This is a genomic window from Roseovarius roseus (assembly GCF_043355935.2).
GTDB lineage: Bacteria > Pseudomonadota > Alphaproteobacteria > Rhodobacterales > Rhodobacteraceae > Roseovarius > Roseovarius roseus.
Map to the genome: position 1 here is coordinate 1 of NZ_JBHFPE020000025.1, position 21,826 is coordinate 21,826.

Annotated in this window: 24 protein-coding genes; 9 read left to right on the forward strand and 15 right to left on the reverse strand. The window is 64.6% G+C overall.

Features of this window, described 5'->3' with window-relative positions; translation table 11 throughout:
• Window positions 1-148: 148 nt before the first annotated feature.
• The 9 genes from ACEWPL_RS18200 to ACEWPL_RS18240 all read right to left on the reverse strand — a co-directional run bounded on the left by ACEWPL_RS18200 (window position 149) and on the right by ACEWPL_RS18240 (window position 8,038).
• A complete protein-coding gene (locus tag ACEWPL_RS18200; RefSeq protein WP_420744381.1) occupies window positions 149-1,681 on the reverse strand; it encodes a class I adenylate-forming enzyme family protein in 1,533 nt (510 codons plus the stop codon).
• Window positions 1,659-2,495, reverse strand: a complete 837-nt coding sequence (locus tag ACEWPL_RS18205) for an IclR family transcriptional regulator (protein ID WP_420744382.1) — start codon at window positions 2,493-2,495, stop codon at window positions 1,659-1,661. Before ACEWPL_RS18205 ends, ACEWPL_RS18200 begins: the two co-directional genes overlap by 23 nt.
• 300 nt (window positions 2,496-2,795) lie before the next feature.
• Window positions 2,796-3,173, reverse strand: a complete 378-nt coding sequence (locus ACEWPL_RS18210) for a DUF2237 family protein (protein WP_393928876.1) — start codon at window positions 3,171-3,173, stop codon at window positions 2,796-2,798.
• Between the two features lie 27 nt (window positions 3,174-3,200).
• Entirely contained in the window at window positions 3,201-3,902 is a 702-nt protein-coding gene (gene pth / locus ACEWPL_RS18215) for an aminoacyl-tRNA hydrolase (protein ID WP_393928867.1), read from the reverse strand.
• A gap of 168 nt (window positions 3,903-4,070) precedes the next feature.
• Complete coding sequence (locus ACEWPL_RS18220; RefSeq protein ID WP_393928865.1) at window positions 4,071-4,739, reverse strand: 50S ribosomal protein L25/general stress protein Ctc; 669 nt, start codon at window positions 4,737-4,739, stop codon at window positions 4,071-4,073.
• Between the two features lie 137 nt (window positions 4,740-4,876).
• The gene (locus ACEWPL_RS18225) at window positions 4,877-5,422 is read right to left on the reverse strand and encodes a DUF421 domain-containing protein (protein WP_393928863.1); all 546 of its coding nucleotides are present in this window, start codon (window positions 5,420-5,422) and stop codon (window positions 4,877-4,879) included.
• Window positions 5,422-6,096: a DUF998 domain-containing protein gene (locus ACEWPL_RS18230; RefSeq protein WP_393928861.1), complete on the reverse strand. Its 675-nt coding sequence runs from the start codon at window positions 6,094-6,096 to the stop codon at window positions 5,422-5,424. Before ACEWPL_RS18230 ends, ACEWPL_RS18225 begins: the two co-directional genes overlap by 1 nt.
• Before the next feature lie 97 nt (window positions 6,097-6,193).
• Window positions 6,194-7,357, reverse strand: a complete 1,164-nt coding sequence (locus ACEWPL_RS18235; protein ID WP_393928859.1) for an alpha-hydroxy acid oxidase — start codon at window positions 7,355-7,357, stop codon at window positions 6,194-6,196.
• A 69-nt stretch (window positions 7,358-7,426) separates the two neighbouring features.
• On the reverse strand, window positions 7,427-8,038 hold the full coding sequence (locus ACEWPL_RS18240) for a TlpA family protein disulfide reductase (protein WP_393928857.1): 612 nt from the start codon (window positions 8,036-8,038) through the stop codon (window positions 7,427-7,429).
• Between the two features lie 21 nt (window positions 8,039-8,059).
• On the opposite strand from ACEWPL_RS18240, the gene argH reads away from it, so the two are divergent.
• From argH to ACEWPL_RS18265, 5 genes are all read left to right on the forward strand, one after another.
• On the forward strand, window positions 8,060-9,451 hold the full coding sequence (argH, locus tag ACEWPL_RS18245; protein ID WP_393928855.1) for an argininosuccinate lyase: 1,392 nt from the start codon (window positions 8,060-8,062) through the stop codon (window positions 9,449-9,451).
• Window positions 9,448-9,621 (forward strand): hypothetical protein, encoded by a 174-nt coding sequence (locus ACEWPL_RS18250; RefSeq protein ID WP_393928853.1) that lies wholly within the window; start codon window positions 9,448-9,450, stop codon window positions 9,619-9,621. The genes argH and ACEWPL_RS18250 overlap by 4 nt, the downstream gene beginning before the upstream one ends.
• A complete protein-coding gene (locus ACEWPL_RS18255) occupies window positions 9,618-9,923 on the forward strand; it encodes a DUF2834 domain-containing protein (protein ID WP_393928851.1) in 306 nt (101 codons plus the stop codon). Before ACEWPL_RS18250 ends, ACEWPL_RS18255 begins: the two co-directional genes overlap by 4 nt.
• Window positions 9,924-9,984: 61 nt before the next feature.
• Complete coding sequence (gene lysA / locus ACEWPL_RS18260; protein ID WP_393928849.1) at window positions 9,985-11,250, forward strand: diaminopimelate decarboxylase; 1,266 nt, start codon at window positions 9,985-9,987, stop codon at window positions 11,248-11,250.
• Between the two features lie 28 nt (window positions 11,251-11,278).
• Window positions 11,279-13,885, forward strand: coding sequence for a TIGR02302 family protein (locus tag ACEWPL_RS18265; RefSeq protein ID WP_393928847.1), 2,607 nt, complete (start codon window positions 11,279-11,281; stop codon window positions 13,883-13,885).
• A 4-nt stretch (window positions 13,886-13,889) separates the two neighbouring features.
• Here the strand turns inward: ACEWPL_RS18265 and ACEWPL_RS18270 are convergent, their stop codons facing one another.
• Window positions 13,890-14,780 carry a DMT family transporter gene (locus ACEWPL_RS18270; protein ID WP_393928845.1) on the reverse strand — a complete coding sequence of 297 codons (891 nt, stop codon included), beginning with the start codon at window positions 14,778-14,780 and terminating at the stop codon, window positions 13,890-13,892.
• An 18-nt stretch (window positions 14,781-14,798) separates the two neighbouring features.
• Window positions 14,799-15,776, reverse strand: a complete 978-nt coding sequence (locus ACEWPL_RS18275) for a zinc-ribbon domain-containing protein (protein WP_393928843.1) — start codon at window positions 15,774-15,776, stop codon at window positions 14,799-14,801.
• 163 nt (window positions 15,777-15,939) lie between these two features.
• On the opposite strand from ACEWPL_RS18275, the gene ACEWPL_RS18280 reads away from it, so the two are divergent.
• Genes ACEWPL_RS18280 through ACEWPL_RS18295 form a run of 4 tightly spaced genes read left to right on the forward strand, consistent with a single transcriptional unit; the run spans window position 15,940 to window position 18,849 of the window.
• Entirely contained in the window at window positions 15,940-16,617 is a 678-nt protein-coding gene (locus ACEWPL_RS18280; protein ID WP_393928874.1) for a cell division ATP-binding protein FtsE, read from the forward strand.
• Between the two features lie 8 nt (window positions 16,618-16,625).
• Complete coding sequence (locus ACEWPL_RS18285; RefSeq protein WP_393928872.1) at window positions 16,626-17,519, forward strand: cell division protein FtsX; 894 nt, start codon at window positions 16,626-16,628, stop codon at window positions 17,517-17,519.
• Complete coding sequence (locus ACEWPL_RS18290; protein ID WP_393928841.1) at window positions 17,516-18,244, forward strand: lysophospholipid acyltransferase family protein; 729 nt, start codon at window positions 17,516-17,518, stop codon at window positions 18,242-18,244. Before ACEWPL_RS18285 ends, ACEWPL_RS18290 begins: the two co-directional genes overlap by 4 nt.
• Window positions 18,244-18,849, forward strand: coding sequence for an MSMEG_1061 family FMN-dependent PPOX-type flavoprotein (locus tag ACEWPL_RS18295; RefSeq protein ID WP_393928838.1), 606 nt, complete (start codon window positions 18,244-18,246; stop codon window positions 18,847-18,849). Before ACEWPL_RS18290 ends, ACEWPL_RS18295 begins: the two co-directional genes overlap by 1 nt.
• 69 nt (window positions 18,850-18,918) lie before the next feature.
• Here the strand turns inward: ACEWPL_RS18295 and lpdA are convergent, their stop codons facing one another.
• The 4 genes from lpdA to ACEWPL_RS18315 all read right to left on the reverse strand — a co-directional run bounded on the left by lpdA (window position 18,919) and on the right by ACEWPL_RS18315 (window position 21,760).
• Window positions 18,919-20,307: a dihydrolipoyl dehydrogenase gene (gene lpdA, locus ACEWPL_RS18300; protein WP_393928836.1), complete on the reverse strand. Its 1,389-nt coding sequence runs from the start codon at window positions 20,305-20,307 to the stop codon at window positions 18,919-18,921.
• 120 nt (window positions 20,308-20,427) lie between these two features.
• The gene (locus tag ACEWPL_RS18305) at window positions 20,428-20,838 is read right to left on the reverse strand and encodes an MAPEG family protein (RefSeq protein WP_393928834.1); all 411 of its coding nucleotides are present in this window, start codon (window positions 20,836-20,838) and stop codon (window positions 20,428-20,430) included.
• On the reverse strand, window positions 20,835-21,377 hold the full coding sequence (locus ACEWPL_RS18310; protein WP_393928832.1) for a hypothetical protein: 543 nt from the start codon (window positions 21,375-21,377) through the stop codon (window positions 20,835-20,837). The genes ACEWPL_RS18305 and ACEWPL_RS18310 overlap by 4 nt, the downstream gene beginning before the upstream one ends.
• Entirely contained in the window at window positions 21,365-21,760 is a 396-nt protein-coding gene (locus tag ACEWPL_RS18315) for a hypothetical protein (RefSeq protein ID WP_393928830.1), read from the reverse strand. The genes ACEWPL_RS18310 and ACEWPL_RS18315 overlap by 13 nt, the downstream gene beginning before the upstream one ends.
• Window positions 21,761-21,826: the final 66 nt, after the last annotated feature.

Consider the following 21,826-nt stretch of genomic DNA (forward strand, 5'->3'; position numbering starts at 1 on the left):
TTCAGGATGTGGCCCATCATGATGGTCACGAAATCGCCCCCGCCCCCCTGCATGAGATCGCCCACAAGATCGCGGCCACGATAGAAAATCTCGGTATCGGTGTAGCTGCACAGGCCCGTTGTCGGTGTCTTGGCATCCTTGCCCATCTTCAGTCCTTTCCAGAGGTTTGGCCGTTTCGGGCCAGAAAATCATCGACCAGAACAGTCTTTTGAAGCTTGCCATTGGCGTTGCGTGGCAGCGCCTCGTAAAGGGTCACCGTCTTGGGCGTTCGAACTGGTCCCAGCCTTTCGCGGACGAAGGCGATGATATCCTCGCCCGTGGCCTCCGCTCCGCGGCTCAGCTGTACGGCAGCATGCACCGCTTCGCCCCATTTGTCGTCCGGCACGCCGAAGACGGCGCAATCGACGACCTCGGGATGCTCGCCCATCAGCGGCTCGACATCGGCGGGATAGACGTTGAAGCCGCCGGTGATGATCATCTCCTTGGCCCGTCCGCGGATGAACACGAACCCGTCCGCGTCGATGATCCCCAGATCGCCAGTATGCAGCCAGCCATCGACAATGGTCTTGGCGGTCACTTCGGGCTGCTCCCAATAGCCGGTCATCAAAAGATCGCCGCGAATGACGATCTCGCCGGTCTCGCCGGGGGGCAGCAGGCGGCCCTCGGGGTCCATCACGGCCACCTCGCTCAGCATCGTCTCGCGCCCGACCGAGGCGCGCTTGGCCGGGTCCAGCAGATCCTGAGCGCTGATCATGGTGGCAATCTGCGGCGCCTCGGTCTGGCCGTAGGTCGAGGCGATGCAGGGCCCGAAGACCTCTTGCGCGCGGGCAATGGCCTCGGGGCGCATGGGGCCTGCGCCATAGATCAGGTTGCGCAGATGGGCGTAGTCCGAGGCGCCCAGAGTCTCCAGCTCCATAAGCATGTAGAGAACGGTGGGCGGCACGAATGTGGTGCAGATGCGCTGGTTCTGCAGGCAGTCCAGCGTTTCCTCGGGGCGGGGGCGATCCAGCAGGACCAGCGTGCCGCCACTGCCCAGCGTCGGCAGGATATAGGTCGAGGTGCCATGGGTGATCGGCGCGGCGGCAAGGCACCGCTCGCCCGGGGCCATCGACCAGGCGTCGATCTGGGTGACGATATTGGTGTTCCACGCGCGGTAAGGCTGCATCACGCCCTTGGGGCGCCCGGTGGTCCCGCCGGTGAACTTGATCGCCTGCGTGGCGTCCAGCGGCAGCGTTGCCGGCTGTGGCATCTGCCCGTCATGCCGCGCGATCAGCGCATCGATGCTCTCCAGCCCATCGACCGCGTCTGCAGCCAGCAGAGTGCGTCCGGGCCCTGCCGCGGCCTGCAGACGCTCCTGCGTCTCGCCGCTGACGATGAGGATCGAGCAGTCGGTGAACTCCACCGCCCGCACCAGCTCCTCGGCCGTGTTCATCGCCTGAAGCGGCACCCAGACCTTGCCCGCCGCCAGAACGGCCAGCCAAGCGACCAGATGCTCGAGCGAGTTGTAGCAGCAGATCCCCACGCGCGAGCCGAACTCCCCGTCGATGGCCTGCAATCCGGCCGCCAACGCGCGCACCTGGCCCTGCAATTCGGCATAGGTGACCGTGCGGCCCTTGCACTCGGCCGCGACGGCATCAGGCCAGCGGCCTGCAGATCGTTCAAAGAAGTGAATGGGATACATCTGTCGTCCTGCATGTCTTGTAACCTACATCGCCAAGGGCAGCCCTGATGATCCCGGCCACCGCGGCGCGGCGGTCCGGGCGCATACGCGCATTGATCGTGCCGACCGAGACAGCGCAGACCAGATCGCCGCGCTCGTCAAAGACGGGCAGACCGATGGCGCTGACCCCGTCGATGATAAGCGAGCTGTTGAAGACGTAGCCGTCCTTTTGCCACCGCGCCAAAGCCCGCTTGACCGCCGTGGCCGTCAGGCGCCCATAGCGCAGAAAGCGGCGCTCGTTCTCGTCAATGATGACCTGGCGTTGATCGCTGTCATGTGCCGCCAAAAGCGCAAGGCTGCCCGCGCCCACGCCCAGCGGCCTTCGCGCCCCGACGGTCAACGTGTTTACCGAGATGGGATGGCTGCCCGTGATTTTCTCGATGCAAAGCGCCTCGCCATTCGAAATGACCGACAGAAACGCGCTATCCTCGGTCTGCTCGGCGACGCGGGTCAGACATCCGTGCATGTCGTTGCGCAGCTGCTCGAACGCCTGGGGCGATCCCGCCAGCCGCGACATGCGCACGAACTCAGCCCCGAGGAAATAAAGCTTGGAATAGGGGTCAAAGCTGAGCAGCCCACCATCCACCAGCCCTTGGAGCAGCCGCCGCGCGGTCGCCGTCGTCATGCCAGAGCGGCGCGTCACCATCGAAAGATTGACCCCGGTGGCGTTGCGCTCGGCGACGATGGGCAAAAGGCGCAACGCTTTGGCGAGCGACGTCTCGGGCGCCTCTGAAGCTGCGCCCGGCTGTCCAAGCTTTTCTGTCACCATGTCCATGGGCGTCTTTCGCTATCCATCGCGCTGTGTCTCTGGGCGGCTCACTATGCAAAAACGCTAACGACGGGTGATATGCTGAGTCTAGCGGGAAGCCTTCGTATGATGAAAAAATGTTATCATACTTTGATATTTTGTTGGGCAAATGCTCGAGTAAATGCAGGCAAGTCACTGCTATGAAGTTGTTTTTTAATGTCGGGCCGCTGCGCACCTTGGATGTGACTATAGTCTAAGCCAACCCGTCGATACTCGATGTGCCAACACTGTTAGGCATAGGCTCGTGGATGCTGCCTGCGCTGACCCTCAGCCGTCGGCAGCATGCAGGCGCAGCACGGATAGCGGCACGATATCGAGGGCGCGCTCATGCGTGGCGGCAAGGTGGACGCGCGGCGCGCAGCCCTCGTCATGGGCCTGCGCAAAGCGCGCGGCGCACAGGCACCACTGATCCCCCGGCTGCAGGCCGGCAAAGCCGAATTCCGGTCTGGGCGTGCTCAGGTCATTGCCGACGTATTTCGAGAAGGCGAGGAATTCGGCGGTCATCTCGGCGCAGACGGTGTGGCTTCCCCGATCCTCCGCGCAGGTGTTGCAATGGCCATCGCGAAAGAAGCCGGTCACCGGATCGCGCGGCGAACAGGGGCTGAGATCGGTGCCCAGAACGTTGATCGAAGGGTCTTTCTCCATCATATCGTCCCTTTCTTGGCTGGGCCGTCAGCGAAACCTGTCGGCCAGTTTCTGCAAGGCGCTGCGGGTATCCTCGGGCTGGGGTTCGGACTCGGGCTTGGCCGCAGGGTCAGGGGCGGCGGGTTTCTGCGCCTTCCCGTTCGTTCCGCCGGACGAGCGCGGCGGCGCGGTGCGCAGGGCCACGGCATTCTGAAACTTGCCATTGTCGCCTGCGGCCAGATGCGGCGCGCCGTCGCTGCAGCCGCGCAGAACATCGTCCAGCCAGTCCTGATCTGCCTTCGCGAAATCGTGCAGCACATAGCCCGGCACCGCATCCTTGTGGCCCGGATGCCCGACCCCCATGCGCACGCGGGTGTAATGCGGCCCGATATGCTGATGGATCGAGCGCAGGCCATTATGCCCCGCGTGACCGCCGCCATCCTTGACGCGCACCTTGCCGGGGGCAAGGTCGATCTCGTCGTGAAAGACGGTGATGTCCGGCGCCTCCAGCTTGAAAAAGCGCATCGCCTCGCCCACGGACTGGCCGCTGAGATTCATGAACGTCCCGGGCTTGAGCAGCAGGACCTTGGTATCGCCCAGCTTGCCTTCTGCGGTCTGCCCTTGAAAGCGCGCCTTCCACGGGCCAAACCCGTGATCGGAGGCGATCCGGTCCAGCGCCATGAAGCCGATATTATGGCGGTTTCCAGCGTATTTCGCGCCGGGATTTCCCAGCCCTGCAAAGATCAGCATGCGGTGCCTTTCGGATCTGTCACGCGTTCAGTCCTACGCGGTTGGCGGCGCACGATCAATCCGGCGCATCGGGTGTCCGCGAGGGGGATTGCCCGCATGAAAAACGCGGCGCCTGTGTGGGCGCCGCGTTCACTTGATTCTCTGCCGCGTGTTACCGGGACGCCGCGATCACTCGTCGGTCGGCGGGATGTCTTCTTCCTGCTCGATCGTCGGAACTTCGTCGGCGGCTGCCTCGTCCTCTTCCTCAGCGTCGGATTTCAGGGCCGACGGGGCCGAGACGTTGCAGATCATGAAGTCGCGATCCTTGATCACCAGCTCTGCGCCGTCGGGCAGGGTGATGTCCGAGATCGTGATCGTGTCGCCGATATTCTCGATCTTGCGCAGATCGACGGTCAGCGTCTCGGGGATGTCGCCTGCGGTCACCAACAGTTCGACTTCGTTGCGAATCGTGGTCAGAACGCCGCCCTTATCGATGGCCGGGCATTCGTCCTCGTTCTGAAAATCGATCGGGATGAACAGGTTGATCTTGGTGGCACGCTTGAGGCGCATCAGGTCCAGATGCGTCGGCAGGTCCTTGACCACGTCGCGCTGAACGTCGCGGCAGATGACGCGCACGTCTTCCTGGCCTTCGACCTTCAGGTTGAACAGGGTCGACTTGAACCGGCCCTGCTTGAGCCGCTTGAGCAGCACGTTGAAAGGGATGTTGATCGGAAGCGGCTCTTTGTCGCCACCAAAAACGATACCCGGAACCATGCCCTCGCGGCGTGCGGCACGAGCGGCGCCCTTGCCTGTCCCCGTGCGTTCCTGGGCGTGAAGATCAGGAATTTCTCCAGCCATGTGTAGTCTCCATAAGATAAGGGCGGGGCTCCTCCAAGGCTGTAGCCCCGCGTGAAGCCGCCCGCATAGAGGATTTGCGGCGCAAAGGAAAGGGGCAAAGGCGCGTATTCCCGGCGCGCACTGCGATAGTGGCTGCGCTAGGTGTCCGGGGTGAGGCTGGTGTCAATTTTGCCCGCCAGATCGGCGGGCTTTTCTGCGCGGCCCCATGACACGTCGCTCAGCAGGTCGGGGTCCAGAGTCTCGCCATGGAGCACGCTGACATCGCCCGTCGCCTCCAGCACCACCGCGCGAACGCAGCCCTCGGTGATGGCGTTCGCCTCGCGCATCTTGGCGCGCAGATCGCTCCGCGTGACACGCGACATGGTCAGGTTTTCCTCAAAGATGCGGCCCTCGTAATAGAGCATCAGCGGCGTGTTGTCGGTCAGGCTTTCGGCCCAGCTCCAATTCCGGCGCATGGCCGAGATGACATAGCGCGAGGCAAAAAGGACGATCAGCGCGACAAGGCCGGGCCAAGGCGTCTTGGCACTGGTCATCATCGTCGCGAGGACCGAGCCCGCGGCGACGGTCAACGCGAAATCGAAGCTCGACATCTTGGAAAAGGAGCGCAGGCCGTTCACCCGCGCCAGAAGGATGACCGCCACCACCGCCAGCAGGGTCTGGCCCGTGATATCCAGGATCATCATCAGGCGTCCTCCGCCCGGCAAAGCCAGCCGCGCCGCAGGAACACCAGCGACAGGGCCACCACCATGCCGCAGGCAAACAGGCCCAGGATACGCTCAAGCAGCCCGTCAATGCCGGTGGACGACATCAGGAAGACCGGCGCCATCACCGTCCAGCCGATGCCGAGTGCAATGATCCACCATCCTGCGTGGCCGTGCCCGGCAGTGCGCAATCCCGCCTGCATCACGGCGCTTACCAGCGCGAAAAGCACGCCAAGGCCATAAACCAGATAGATGTGGATCACGACGCCTTCATTGTCGTTGTCGCCATATTCGTTGCGCGCCCCGACGATGACGACGAGTGCGGCGAGTATGGCAAAGGAAATGACCCCGATGCTCCAGCCGCTTTTGCCCAGATGCGCATGGGATGCCGCCAGGGCCGTCGCCATCAAACCCGCGGCGAACCCGTAAAGGGCGATGTCCATGATCAATTCCCACTCGCCCGCGGCGAGATCGCTGATCGTGTCCGCGACCCAATCGTGATTTGGAACATAATACGGGGCAACCAGCGTGCCGATGATCAGCGCCGCGCAGCCGCCCAGTCCAATCACTCCCAGCGCGATCAGCAGCCAGGGACGCTCGGCGGTCGGACTGACGGTTCCGGTCCCGACGCTGTGCGATTGGCTGGTCTGCGGCATGGGCAGGCATCTCCTCTGGAACCGGCGGAACGACAGAAGGGCAACGCCCTGCCGCGCGGTATCGTTCCGCCGCCTGCCCGAGGCCGTTCCGGTGCCGCTACTCCCAGCCGTCCGAGAATCCCTTGGGGATCATCAGGATATCGCGATCGACACCGCGAATGTCGCGGTGCCCGCAAAAGGCCATCGAGACGTCCAGCTCTTTGTGGATCACCTCGAGCGCGCGGGTTATGCCTGCCTCGCCCATGGCGCCGAGGCCATAGATGTAGGCGCGCCCGATATAGGTGCCGGTCGCGCCCATCGCCAGCGCCTTGAGCACGTCCTGACCCGACCGAATGCCGCTGTCGAGATGCACCTCGATCTTGTCGCCCACGGCATCCATGATCTGCGGCAGCGCCCGGATCGAGCTGAGTGCGCCATCGAGTTGCCGGCCACCATGGTTGCTGACGATGATGGCATCGGCGCCGACGTTCAGCGCCTCACGCGCGTCGCGCGGATCGATGATGCCTTTGATGATCAGCGGGCCATCCCACATCTTGCGGAATTCGCGGATGCGGTTCCAGTCCAGCGACTGATCGAACGCCTCGTTGGTCCAGTAGCTCAGATCGCTGGGGTTCTTCACCGCCTTCACATGGCCCACGATATTGCCGAATGTGCGCCGCTTGGTCCCCAGCATCCCAAGGCCCCATTGCGCCTTGGTCGCCATGTTGGCGATGCTGCGCGGGGTCAGCTTGGGCGGCGCGGACAGCCCGTTCTTGATGTCCTTGTGCCGCTGCCCCAGCATCTGCAGATCGACGGTGATGATCGCCGCCGAGCATTTTGCCGCCTTGGCGCGGTCAAAGAGCCGCTGCATGTAATCGTCATCGAGCAGTGTATAGACCTGCAGCCAGAAGGGCTTCTCGGTATTCTCGGCCACATCCTCGATCGAGCAGATGGACATGGTGCTGAGCGTATAGGGCACGCCGAATTTCTCGGCGGCGCGGGCGGCCTTGATCTCGCCATCCGCGCTTTGCATGCCGGTGAGGCCCACGGGGGCGAGGGCCACGGGCATCGAGACATCCTGCCCGATCATCTGGCTCGCTGTCGAGCGCCCGGCCATGTCGATGGCGACCCTTTGGCGCAAAAGGATCTCGCTGAAATCGCTCGTGTTGGCGCGAAAGGTCTGTTCGGTCCAACTGCCAGACTCGCAGTAATCGTAGAACATGCGCGGCACGCGGCGGCGGTAGATTTTTTTCAGGTCTTGGATATTGGTGATCACGGGCATGATGCGCCTCCGGCAGTGCGTATGCACACTGTCTTAGCGGCAGAGGCGCCCGGCCCGCAATGGGGCGCCTTATTCAGCCGGAGTGTTCAGTCCCGCGATCAGCGCCTTGGCGCTGTCACTGCTCCAATGCGCGTCGCCCTGAAGACGCGCCACTTCGCGCCCGGCGGGGTCGATGATGACGGTGATCGGCAGGCCAAGAACGCCCATGTCACGCGCCACGCGCTGCTTTGGGTCGCGGTGCATCGGCAGGTTGGTCACGCCGATCTCGTCAAAGAATCCTTCGATGGCGGGCACCGCGTTGCGGCCTGTCGCCAGGGTGACCACCTCGAAATCCTCGCCGCCGAACTCGGTCTGCAGCTCGGCCAGCATCGGCATTTCCTTGCGGCAGGGCGCGCACCATGTCGCCCAGAAATTCAGCAGGATATACTTGCCCTCGTAATCGGTCAGCGTCGCCTCGCTGCCGTCCTCCATGATGAAATTCGCGTCCGATGTCGCTTTCGGCTCGGCGTGAAAGTTCAGCTTCTTCATGTCGCCGTCCAGCCCGGCGGCGAGGGCCGAGTAATCGCGCGCCGGGGCGGTACCCGCACCATCCGCCGCGCCGCCCAAAGCGATGAAAAGGCCTACCGCGATTGCACCGAGGCCGGCGGCGGGATAAAGCAGGGCAGAACGTGACAGGCGCATATTTCCTCCGAAGGATACGGCATGGCAGACAAAACCTCGAACCAGATGTGGGGCGGCCGTTTCGCCGCCGGACCCGATGCGATCATGGAGGCGATTAACGCCTCGATCGGGTTCGACAAGCGGATGGCGGCACAGGACATCGCCGGATCGAAGGCCCATGCCGCCATGCTGGCGGCCACGGGCATTGTGACAGATAGTGACGCGAAGGCGATGACGGAAGGGCTGGATTCAGTGCTGGCCGAGATCGAGGCAGGAGATTTCGCCTTTTCCGCCGCACTCGAGGATATCCACATGAACGTGGAGGCGCGCCTGAAGGAAATCGTGGGCGCGCCTGCGGGCCGCCTGCACACAGGCCGCTCGCGCAATGATCAGGTGGCGACGGATTTCCGCCTCTGGGTGCGCGATCAGCTGGACGCGGCTGAGGGCGGGCTATCGGCGCTGATGCGCGCATTGGTCGCACAGGCCGAGGCGGGCGCGGATTGGGTCATGCCCGGCTTTACCCATCTGCAGGTTGCCCAGCCGGTGACATGGGGCCACCACATGCTGGCCTATGTCGAGATGTTCGCTCGTGACCTTGGCCGCGTGCGCGACGCGCGCGCCCGGATGAACGAATGCCCTCTCGGGACTGCCGCACTGGCCGGAACGAGTTTCCCCATCGACCGGGACATGACGGCAAAGGCGCTCGGCTTTGATCGCCCATCGGCCAATTCGCTGGATGCCGTCAGCGACCGCGATTTCGCGCTGGAGTTTCTGGGCGCGGCCAGCATCTGCGCGATGCATCTCAGCCGCATGGCCGAAGAGCTGGTGATCTGGTCCTCGGCGCAGTTCCGCTTCGTGGCGCTGTCAGACCGCTTCTCGACCGGCTCGAGCATCATGCCGCAGAAGAAGAATCCCGACGCCGCCGAGCTGATCCGCGCCAAGATCGGGCGCATCTTCGGCGCCAATGTCGCGCTGACGCTGGTGATGAAGGGCCTGCCGCTGGCCTATTCCAAGGATATGCAAGAGGACAAGGAGCAGGTTTTTGATGCTGCCGACAACCTCATGCTGGCGCTGGCCGCGATGGAGGGCATGGTGCGCGACATGAGCGCGAACCGCGAGGTGCTGGAGGCCGCCGCCGCGACCGGCTTTTCCACTGCGACCGACCTTGCCGACTGGCTGGTGCGGGTGCTGGGCATGCCCTTCCGCGAGGCGCATCACGTGACAGGATCGTTGGTGGCGCTGGCCGAAAAGAAGGGTTGCGATCTGCCCGACCTGACCCTTGAGGACATGCAGGGCGTCCACGCGGACATCACGGGGGATGTATTCGGCGTGCTGGGCGTGCATAATTCCGTGGCGAGCCGGACCAGCTATGGCGGAACGGCACCGGAGAACGTGCGCGCGCAAGTGGCGCGCTGGCAGGAGATACTGGGATGAGAATTGTCACGATTCTGGCGGTGTTGAGCGCCCTTGCCGCCTGCGGTGTCGATGGCGCGCCCATTCGGCCCGGCAGTCAGGACGAACTGGCGCCGGCCAGGAACCAGACGCCGGTCACCAGCGGCCCGATCGGCGGCACATCCTCGGTCCATACGGGAATGGTGCTATGAGATATGTGTTCCTCGCCCTCGCCGTCTGGGGCACGATCCACCCGATGACCTATTTCCTGCGCTGGTTCATGGAATTCGGCTTTGACCTGGGCGGAATGGTCGAGGCGTGGCACGCCAATGCGGCCACCAGCGGGCTGGTCTGGGATCTGACCATCGCCGCGGTCGCGCTGACGCTTTTGGTGCTGGTCGAGACGTGGCGCAGCCGCGACTGGACGCGCCTCATAGCGGTGCCGGCCACCTTCTGCATCGGGGTAAGCTGCGGATTGCCGCTTTACCTATATCTGCGTTTGCGCAAGGGGTAGCCGCGGGATTTTGAGTGTTTTTTCCAAGATGAAGCTCTGACTGCGGCGAGGAACGGCGAGCGTGGATCATTTTCTGTACAAGGACGGCATACTGTATGCCGAGGATGTGCCTGTGGCCGAGATCGCGGCTGCGGTCGGCACGCCCTTCTACGTCTATTCCACCGCCACGCTCGAGCGGCATTTCCGTCTCTTTGATGAGGCGTTGGCGGGCATGGATCACCTTGTTTGCTACGCCATGAAGGCCGCCAGCAACATCGCTATCCTCAAGACACTGGCGGGGCTGGGCGCGGGGATGGACGTTGTGTCGGGCGGCGAGTACATGCGCGCCAAGGCGGCGGGCGTGCCGGGCGAGCGGATCGTGTTTTCCGGCGTGGGCAAGACTCGGGACGAGATGCGCCTGGCGCTGACGGGTGGTATCCGGCAGTTCAACGTCGAGAGCGAGCCGGAGATGGAAGTGCTGAGCGCCGTGGCCGTCGAGCTGGGCGTGGTCGCGCCGATCACTGTGCGGGTGAACCCCGATGTGGACGCCAAGACCCACGCCAAGATCGCGACCGGCAAGAGCGAGAACAAGTTCGGCATCCCGATTGCGCGGGCGCGCGAGGTCTATCGGCTGGCGGCGGATCTGCCGGGCCTCAAAGCGATCGGGATCGACGTGCATATCGGCAGCCAGTTGACCGATTTGGAGCCGTTTCGCCTGGCCTATCAGAAGGTGGCCGAGCTGACCGAGACGCTGCGCGCGGACGGGCATGACATCCGGCGGCTTGATCTGGGCGGCGGCCTTGGCATTCCCTATACGCGCGGCAACGAGGCGCCGCCCCTGCCCACCGAGTACGGCGCGCTGGTGCAGGAGACGCTGGGCCATCTGGGCTGCGAGATCGAGATCGAGCCGGGGCGCCTGATTGCCGGCAATGCTGGCCTGATGGTGAGCGAGGTCATCTATGTCAAATCCGGCGAGGGCCGCGATTTCCTGATCCTCGACGGCGCGATGAACGATTTGATCCGGCCTGCCATGTATGACGCCTGGCACGATATCGTTCCGGTGGTCGAACCCGAGCCGGGCGCTGAGCAGCAGCCCTATGATATCGTAGGGCCGGTCTGCGAGAGCGGTGATACCTTTGCCAGGCAGCGCATGATGCCGCAGCTTTCCGCCGGTGATCTGGTCGCCTTTCGCAGCGCGGGGGCCTACGGCGCTGTAATGTCGAGCGAATACAATACCCGGCCGCTGATCCCTGAGGTGCTGGTGAATGGGCATGACTTTGCCGTGATCCGGGCGCGACCGAGCTTTGACGAGATGATAAATCGCGATACCATTCCCGAATGGCTGTAGCGCGCTGCGGTCCCATCCGGAGAGGTGAATGGCCCAGAAACCCGACCAGACGTCCAACCTGACAGGCCCATTGGCCGCGCGCCTGCGCGGGCCTTTGACGCTGACCTGGGCGGGCCTTCTGGCCGAGCGTCTGGTGCGGGCCTTCTGGCCGCTCTGGACGCTGCTGATCGCTGTCGCGGCGGCGTTGATGATGGGTCTGCAGGATCAGCTATCCTTTGAGTTGATCACCGGGGGCGCCATTGCCGCCGCACTGGGCGCGCTGGCGCTGCTGTTGGTGGGGTTTGCGCGCTTTCGCTGGCCGCGCCGGGCCGAGGCGCTGGCCCGGCTGGATGCGACCCTGCCGGGCCGCCCGCTTCAGGCGCTGAACGACGCGCAGGCGATCGGGCGTGGCGATGCCGCGTCCGAAGCGCTCTGGGCCGCGCATCGCAGCCGGATGGAGCAGGCCGCCGCCGACGCGCGCGCGCCGCAGCCTGACCTCAGGATTGCCCGGCTGGACCCTTTTGGCCTGCGCTATGTTGCGCTCTTGGGGTTGGTCGTGGCGATGCTCTTTGGCTCGGTCTGGCGCATCGCGGCACCGGTGCCGATGCTGCCGGGCGGCAGCGGCGCGCTGACTGCCGGCCCCACATGGGAGGGCTGGATCGAACCGCCGGTCTATACCGGCCTGCCGACGCTCTATCTGGCTGATCAGGGCGATGAGATTGACGTGCCCGAGGGCAGCCGCGTGATCGTGCGGCTTTATGGCGAGCTGGGCGCGCTGGCGCTGACCGAAACGGTATCCGGGCGCACCGAAGGGGTGGGTGCGGCCACGGACCCGGCGCAGGGATTTGATGTGACGCAGGATGGCACGCTGGCCATCGAGGGGCCGGGTGGGCGCAGCTGGGATATTCGCGCGCTGGCTGACACGCCGCCCGCCGCCGAGGTCGTCAGCGAGGGGGCCCAGACCACCTTCGACGGCCAGATGAGCCAGCCCTATGCGGCGCGCGACGATTACGGCGTGACCGGAGGCACGGCGACTTTCGCACTGAATCTCGACGCGGTCGACCGGCGCTTTGGCCTTGAGGCCAAGCCGGAGCCGCGCGAGGCGATCACGCTGGATCTGCCGCTGCCTATCACCGGCAGCCGCACCGATTTCACCGAGGCTTTAGTCGAAAACCTGTCGCAGCACCCTTGGGCCCATCTACCCGTGAGGCTGACGATCACGGCCGAGGATGCGGCGGGCCAGACAGGCACCAGCGCGGCTTTCGCGATGGATCTGCCTGCGCGTAGGTTCTTTGACCCGCTGGCGGCGGCCATCATCGAGCAGCGGCGCGATCTGCTGTGGAACCGGGGCAACGCGCGCCGGGTGGCACAGGTAATCCGGGCGGTGTCGTATCAGCCCGAGGAGAAGCTCTTTCGCGATCCGGCGGATTTTCTGAAACTGCGGACGATCCTGCGGCGGCTGGAGGCGTCGCTGAACGGCGGCGGGCTGGATGGCGAGACGCGAGATGACTTGGCCGCCGCGCTTTGGGATCTGGCAGTGACACTGGAGGATGGCGATATCGAGGATGCGCTGGAGCGGATGCGCGAGGCGCAAGAGCGGCTGAGCGAGGCGATGCGCAACGGCGCCAGCGAGGACGAGATCGCGCGCCTGATGCAGGAGTTGCGCGACGCCACCGATGATTACCTGCGGCAGAAAACTCAGCAGGCCCAGCGTGAGAACGGTACCGATCAGCCCGATCCGGGCGAGCAGAACATGACCATGCTCAGCCAGCAGGATCTGCAGGACATGATGGACCGCATTCAGGACCTGATGGCTGAAGGCCGCATGGCCGAGGCCGAGGAGGCGCTGCGCCAGTTCCAGGAAATGATGGAAAACCTGCGCGTCACAGAAGGCCAGCCCGGTCAGGGCGAAGGCAGCCCCGGCCAGCAGGCGATGGAGGGGCTGGCCGACACGCTGCGCCAGCAGCAGGGCCTTTCGGATCAGGCGTTCCGTGATCTGCAGGAGCAGTTCAACCCCGGCGCGCAGGCGGGTGAAAATCAGGGCAACGAGGGCCGCAATGGTGGTCAGGGCCGCGGCCAGAGCCATGAGGGGCAGGGCGGCCAGGGTGAGAGCGACGGCGGCACCGGCGAAGGCCAGCAGCAAAGTGGGCAGGGCGGCGGCCAGCCCGGCGATCTGGCCGCGCGGCAAGAGGCCCTGCGCCAGGAGCTGGGGCGCCAGCGCCGCAGCCTGCCGGGCAGCGGAGAGGCGGCGGATGACGCGCGCGGCGCGCTGGACCGCGCGGGCGAGGCGATGGACGGCGCCGAAGAGGCGCTGCGCGAGAATGACCTTGCCGGCGCGATCGACCGTCAGTCTGAGGCGATGGATGCGCTGCGCGACGGGATGCGCAGCCTTGGCGAGGCGATGGCCGAGCAATCGGGGGGCCGCGAGGGCGGCCAGGGGCAGGCGAGCGGCGCGACGGGCGGGCAGCAGTCCGATCCGCTGGGCCGCACGCCCGGCCAGGGCGACCGCGCGGGCACGGATGGCAACCTGCTTCAGGGCGAGGATGTGTATCGCCGCGCGCGCGAGCTCTTGGACGAGCTGCGCCGCCGCTCGGGCGAGGGTGCGCGCCCCGAAGTCGAGCGCGACTATCTCGAGCGGCTTCTGGAGCGGTTCTGACCCGCTAGAGGTGCCGTGCCGGCGGACGGCGGAGCGTCATCACCGCCTCGAAAATCGCGGCACCGAAAATCAGCAGCCCGCCTGAGGCGCGGTAGAGGCCAAACGGCTCGTCCAGCAGCAGCGCGCCGGAGAGCACGCCCGAGAGGATTTCGAGCGTGAAGAGAAAGCTGAGAAGCGCCGGCGGCAGGCGTGCGGCCCCCCACAGCGTCAGCCCGACCAGCGGCACGAGGTAGAGCGCCCCCAGCAAAAGCGATGCCAGAAAGGCCGTGGGCGCGATCTGGGCCATGATGGTATCGCCCATGAGCAGCGCAATCGCCGCCGATTGCAGCGCCGCCCAGAGGACGGTGGCCAGTGTCAGCGCCGAGATCTGCGCGGGAGGCCCGGTAAAGACCAGTGTGGCCCCGACCGCCCACATCACGCCCGCGATCAGCGCCAGGACATCGCCGATATTCAGCGAGGCCAGCGACAGATCCCCGCCCAGCACCAGATAAGCTCCCAGCAGCGACAGCAGCAGCGTCACCGAGGAACTGCGCCGCCACGGCTGTTTCAGAAAGGCCCATTCGATGATCTTGCTCCAGCCCGGCGCGAGGTAGAAGAGCAGGATCACCCGCACGACATCCGAAAGGGTCAGCGCAACGGAGTAGAAGGAAAACGCCAGCGCGATCAGACCTGCCCCCAGGATCAGGCGCAGGCCCAGCCGGGGCCTGAAGCGCAGCGTCAGCATATAGACCACCAGTGTGATCACCGCGCCGAAATTGCAGATGAAACTTGCCTGGGCACCGGTGAGGCCAAGGCTTTCGAGCCACCGGATGGGGATCCACCACAGACCCCACAGGATGGCTGACAGAACGGTCAGGGCAACCGGGGCCAGCGGATTGCCGGAGGGCAGGATCACAGGCGCGCCAAGGCCTGCCTAGCCCGTTCCGCCCGTAGGCGTGGTTCCGGTCACGGTATCCAGCCACAGCATCAGCGCCGCCACCTGCCCGTCCAGCCAGACGCGCAGCCCGTCGACCCACGCGGCATAATCGGCCAGCACCCCGCGCAGCGCAGGCAGCATATCGGCCAGCGGCGCAGCATAGACATAGACCAGAAGCGCGATGACCGCGATCAGCAGGGAGATCAGGAACCCCCGGCGAAATCCGCCGGGCTGGTGCGGCTGTGCCTCGGGATATGCATCGTATCCCGCGGCGGCTGCGCCTGCGCCCGCGGCAGGGTCGGGGCCGAGGGAAGAGTTGATTTCCTCGATATCGGGGAAAAGGCTCTTGCGCGATTTGGGGTCGATATCACTTGCGTCATCGTCGCCTGGATGGCGGTTCGGGCGGTCGCCTCCGCGCTCCTCATCGTCAAGACCGCGCATGCGGGCCATGCGCTGCCGCGCCTCCCGCTCGCGGCGGGCTTCGCCATCGTCATCGTCCAGACCCAGATCGGGCTGCGTTTCGACACCGCCCTGGGCGGCGGCACGCGCGCGCTTCTCGCGCTCGGCCTCTTCGCGCAAGACGCTTGCGACCGAGGGGTCGATCTCGCGCCGCTCGGGTCGCTCGGGCCGGTCGGACGGCGGCTCGGACGGCTCGGCTTTGCGGGCCGGTGCGTCCTTTGCCATGTCTTCTTTGGCGATATCCGGTTTGCTGATGTCCTCTTTGGCGGCATTCGGCGGTGCAGTGAAACCCTCGGCTGCCGGGGGGACGGGCGCGGGCTTTGGCGCCTCCTCTTGCCAGTCATCCGTGCTGGGGGCGCTGACACTGTCATCCTGCGCCTCGGCCTCCACCTGATCGCGGTGCGGCTGAAACCACGTGTCGCCACAATTCGAGCATTGCACGTCGCGGCCGGATTCCGGGATCACCTCATCGGGCACCTCATATTGCGCGCCGCAATTCGGGCAAGTCAGCCTCATTTTCGCACCTGTCACCTGTCCCCGTTTGCCGGGCTGTCCCTGTTTGCGTTCACCCTAAGGCTTAAAGGATGGATCGAAAAGAGCAAAGGATTTGCGCCGCCGCGATTGCAAGACGCGCCGCAGTGGGGCATTTAAGGCCCATAACGGGCAGAAGGGGCAGCCGGTGATCGAGCTGGAAAACGTGGCCTATTCCTATGGCGGCGGCGAATTGCTGAGCGATATCACGCTGCGCCTGCAGCCGGGGTCGTTCCACTTTCTGACCGGCCCGTCGGGCGCGGGCAAGACGACGCTGCTCAAGCTGTTCTACGGTGCGCTGATGCCCACGGCGGGGCATGTGCGCCTCTTCGACTCCGACGTGCGCGAGCTGAGCCGCGACGACATTGCGATGGCGCGGCGGCGCATTGGTGTCGTGCACCAGGATTGCCAGTTTCTCAATCATCTGAGCGTATCCGAGAATATCGCCCTGCCCCTGATGGTCTCGGATCGAAACATGCTGGACGAGGATGCCAACCTGCGCGAGCTGACCAGCTGGGTCGGCCTGACCCAGCGGGCGGGCGCCCTGCCGCCCGAGCTGTCGGGCGGTGAGCGGCAGCGCGCCGCGCTGGCCCGCGCCATCATCATGTCGCCCGATGTGATCCTGGCGGATGAGCCGACGGGCAATGTCGACTGGGAGATGTCCCAGCGCCTCATGCGCCTGCTGATCGAGCTGAACCGCATGGGCAAGACGATCATGATCGCGACCCATGATCTGGCCTTGATCCGCGCGGCGAAAAGCCAGGTTCAGGCGCGCGTGCTGCGCATCTCGAACCGGCGGCTTCAACTTGCGGGGGCGGATTTGTGAGCATGATCATGGAGAGGCTGCGCGGCCTTCTGGCCGGCGATGGCGGCTCGGACCGGGTCGTGCCGCCGACGGGCTATACCGCCTGGCTGACCCTCTTTGCCGCCGGTGCCATGGCGTTTCTGGCCGTATTCGCACTGGCGCTGTCGCTGGCCACATCGCGGCTGGCGGATCGCTGGGGCGACGCGCTGGCGCGCAGCTCGACCCTGCGGATTTCCGCGCCGGAAGGCCAGATGCTGGCCCAGACCGAGGCCGCGCTCAAGGTTCTGGGCACCACCCCAGGCGTTGCCAGCGCCCGCGCGCTGACCGCCGAGGAGCAACGTGCCCTGCTTGAGCCATGGTTCGGCCCCGATCTGCCGGTCGAGACGCTGCCGATCCCGCAACTGGTCGAGATCATCGAGGAGGGCGACGGCTATGACGCCGCCGGGCTGCGACTGCGCCTTTCTGCCGAAGTGCCCGGTGCGGTGCTGGACGATCACACCCGCTGGCGCGCCCCCCTGGTGCGCGCTGCCTCGCGCCTGCGCCTTCTGGGCTGGGTATCGCTGGCCCTGATCGCGGGCACGGTGGCGGCAATGATCACGCTGGCGGCCAATGCGGCGCTGGCGGCCAATGCGCAGGTGATCGGCGTTCTGCGCCTTGTCGGTGCCCGCGACGCCTATATCGCGCGGGCCTTCGTGCGCCGATTTACCTTGCGCGGCCTGACCGGCGCAGGCGTGGGTATGGTGCTGGGCTGCATCGCCATCGCCTTTCTGCCGCGCACCGAGGTTGCCGGCGGGTTTCTGACGGGCCTTGGCTTTCAGGGCTGGCAGTGGCTTTGGCCGCTGATCATTCCGCTATTGTCGGGCGCGGTCGCGTTCTTGGCGACGCGGGCTGCCGCGCAACGCACGCTGAGGGACATGCCGTGAGCGGCGCGGTTCAATGGCTGCGCTCGCTCGTCTTCATCATCCAGATGTATCTGGCGATGGCGGTCATCGGTCTGGTCTTCTTTCCCTGGGCGCTGGTCAGCACGCGGGGCGCGCGGGCGGCCTGCAAGGCGTTTTGCGCATGGGTGCGCTGGACCGCCGCCTGGATGGTGAATTTGCGCACCGAAGTGCGCGGCACGCCGCCCACAGGAGAGGTGTTGATCGCGGCCAAGCATCAATCCTTCCTAGACATCATCCTCATCTTTGGCGCGGTCCCGGCCGGCAAGTTCATCATGAAGCGCGAGCTGATGTGGACGCCAATCCTGGGCCAATACGCGCTGCGCATCGGCTGCATTCCCGTCAATCGCGGCAAGCGGGGCGCGGCCATCAAGAAGATGGTCGAGGACGTGGCGAAAGGTGGGGCGGAGCCCGGCCAGCTTATCATTTATCCCCAAGGAACCCGCGTCGCGCCGGGCGCCCAGATGCCTTACAAGATCGGATCGGGTGCGATCTACATGGCCATGCAGCAGGATTGCGTGCCGGTCGCGACCAATGTGGGCGTCTTCTGGCCCCGGCACGGCATCCTGCGCAAGCCGGGTGTGGCGGTGGTAGAATTTCTGCCCGTGATCCCCGAAGGCTTGCCGCGCGAGGAGTTCATGTCGCGGCTGGAGGCCGAGGTGGAAGAGGCGTCGGACGCCCTGATGAAGGAAGCGGGGTTTCTGCGCTGATGGAGTATATCGAGGATATCGCCGCGCTCGAGGCGCTCTATGGCACGCCCAGCGTCGCGGCTCAGCGGAAGGTGTCGGACCGGCTGTTGCCGCTCCATGCGAAATGGATCGCCGCATCGCGCTTCTGCGTGCTGAGCACGATTGGCCCGGATGGCACGGATGGCAGCCCGCGCGGCGATGATGGCCCCGTGGTGACGCGGCTGGATGCGCACACGTTGGTCATGCCGGATTGGCGTGGCAATAACCGCGTGGACAGCCTGCGCAATATCATCCGCGATGGCCGCCTGTCGTTGATGTTCCTCGTGCCAGGGTCCAGTACCGTAATCCGCATCAACGGGCGCGGACGGGTGACAACGGATTCGGAGCTGCTGGCGCGGTTCGGCAAGGACGGCAAGCTGCCCAAAACGGCGGTGGTGATCGAAATCGGTGAGGTCTATCTGCAATGCTCTCGCGCGCAGCAGCGCTCGGGGCTGTGGACGCGGAACGATGCGGAGGGTCTGCCCACTATGGGCGATCTGCTGGCCGAGGCAACCGAGGGCGCGGTCGGCGGCGCGGAGTTTGACGCCGACTGGGCGGATCGGTCGACGCGCGAGATCTGGTCGTGATCCCGCGCGCCGCGCTTTTTAGATAAAAAAATCGCCCCCATATTCTCGGTCGAGAATATGGCGTGCGATTCAGGCGTGGATCGCGCCGTCGCCGCAGGCGAGGGCTGCCTCGCGCACCGCTTCGGAATAGGTTGGATGCGCGTGGCAGGTCAGGGCCAGATCTTGCGCGGCAGCACCGAATTCCATCGCGACGCAAACCTCGTGGATCAGATCGCCTGCCGCCGGGCCGATGATGTGACAGCCGAGGATACGGTCGGTTTCCTTGTCCGCGATGATCTTGACGAAACCGTCGGCGGCGAAATTCGCCTTGGCGCGGCCATTGCCCATGAAGCTGAACTTGCCCACCTTGTAGGCGCGCCCCTCTTCCTTCAGCATATTCTCGGTCTTGCCGACCGACGCGACCTCGGGGTGGGTATAGATCACGCCGGGGATGATCCCGTAATTGACGTGGCCATGCTTGCCCGCGAGCACCTCGGCGCAGGCCATGCCCTCATCCTCGGCCTTGTGGGCCAGCATGGGACCGTCGATCGCGTCACCCAGCGCATAGATGCCTTTGACATTGGTCTGCCAATGATCGTTCGTCTTGATCTGGCCGCGCTCGGACATCTCGACACCAAGCGCATCGAGGCCAAGCCCATCCGTATAGGGGCGGCGGCCCGTGGCCAGAAGGACGGTATCGGCCTCGATCTCGGCCTCGCTGTCATCCTTGCGCAGTTTGTATTTCACCGTCGCCTTGCCGCCCTTGACCTCGCAGCTTTGCACGGCGGCGCCCATGACGAAGCTCAGACCCTGCTTTTTCAGGATGCGCTGGAAGGTCTTTTGCACCTCGGCGTCCATGCCGGGCGTGATTGCATCCAGATATTCGACGACGGTCACCTCGGCGCCGAGGCGGCTGTAGACGCTGCCCATCTCGAGGCCGATCACGCCAGCACCGATCACGACCATCTTCTTCGGGATCTTGGCCAGTTCCAGCGCGCCGGTGGAGGTGACGACGGTCTTTTCATCCACTTCGACGCCCTTGAGCGGCGATGGCTCGGACCCGGTCGCGACGATGATGCTCTTGGCCTCGTGCGTGTCGTCGCCGACCTTGACCTTGCCCGCCTCGGGGATCGAGGCCCAGCCCTTGATCCAGTCGATCTTGTTCTTCTTGAAAAGGAATTCGATGCCCTTGGTGTTCGTGTCGATCGTCTCCTGCTTGTATTCCAGCATCTTTTTCCAGTCGACCGAGGGGCTTTTGCCCTTGAGGCCCATGGCCGCGAAGTTGTGCTCTGCCTCGTGCAGCATGTGGCTGGCGTGCAGCAGCGCCTTGGACGGGATGCAACCGATGTTCAGGCAGGTGCCGCCCAGCGTCTCGCGACCCTCGACGCAGGCGGTTTTCAGGCCCAACTGGGCACAGCGGATGGCGGCGACATAGCCGCCCGGGCCGGAGCCGATCACGATGACATCATATGTGGCCATGGGTAGGGTTCCTTTGGATCAGATGCGGTTGGCGCCAAAGAGACAGGGAATTGTCTTGAGGGTCAACCGGAGGGGGTGTTTGCGCGTTCCGGCTATGAGTATTTTCGGAACAGTGAAAGATCAAAAGAGCGCGGCGAGCAGCATGAGCGTTGTGGCGCCGAATCCCACGGCCCAGATCAGCGAGCGGCCCGGCACGAGGCCGAAGTAGTAGGCCGGAACATAGGCGACGCGCGCCGCGAGGTAGAGCCAAGCGCAGGTGACGGTGAGCCAGGTGGACTGGTCCGAGACGGCGATGACCGTGCAGGCGATACCGAAAAGGATCAATCCCTCGAAATGGTTGTTGAGCGCGCGTACGAGGCGGCCGGTTTTCGGGCTGATCTGTTCGCTCATGGGCGCATTCATCTGGCCGGGATCGCGCGGCCCCATCGTTTTGGCGGTGCCCAGTTCGAGATTGACGGGCACGGCCATGAGGCCGAATTGAATCACCTGAAGCAGGGCGGCGAGGGTGAGAACGGTAAGCTCGGGGGTCATTGCTGGACTGCCTTTGCGATGAGGGCCGCGCGCGCGTCATAGCTGCCGATGCGGGCCGAGGGGTGGGGCGCAGTTACGTGGTCGATGCCGAAATGCTTGAGGACATTTGATGCATCCGTGCCGAGGGCAACCGGGCGACGGCCCACTAGCTCGTACCGCCCGATGGCGTCAAAGCTGGCACGGGCATGGGCGGCGGGAATGGTGGAGGAGCGTTTGGGCGTCAGAAGGTGAAAGACCGGGGTGATGTAGATGTCTGCGCGTTGCAGATTGAGGAGGGCAAGCGCCTTGTCGATGACGCGGATGAAGGGGTTGTCTGGCAGGTGGCCGTGGCGTTGCAGGTGGTCGCAGTTGGCAGCCGCCGAGGGCGCATCGAGCCAGTCCTTCGAGATGAGAAGCGGGCCGGTAAGGTTGCCGCAAGCGATCTGGATGGGCGAGACGTAGTCGCCGTCGAAGCCAAGCTCGGCCAGCGTGGGATAGCCCGGCAGGCGAAAGGCGCGGCGGGCGGCGATGGCGCGGGGGTAGGATTCTACTTGATCCATTGCCAAGCTTTTTCAATAATTTCCAACTCCACTCCACCTATCACATACAATAGCTCTGCAAGCAGAAGGCAACCGGGGGTGAGGCCGAAAAAGACAGTTATAATGAATACCAAAGGCCAGAATTTCTGCAACCTCAGGACACCGCGCTTAACTTCGTCCTCAGCTTTCCTGTGTGCTTCTAGTTCAGAAGCAAAGGTTTCAAAGTCGGTGCCGGCGATAATGGCGTAACGCCTTGTATTTAGGGTTAGCATGAAGCCGTTAAGAACAGTCCACATGATGAAAACCATGAGCGAAATTGCTAAGTTTATTCCAATAAAAGCGTTTTCAATATCTTCAAATTGGCCAGCAGTCATATTCCAAATTGCGAAAAAAGGGAGTGTCATGAACTTTGTGTATCTGGCCCGGTCCATGCGGTTTCAGATATTCAAGCGTCGAAGCGCTCGCTAAAC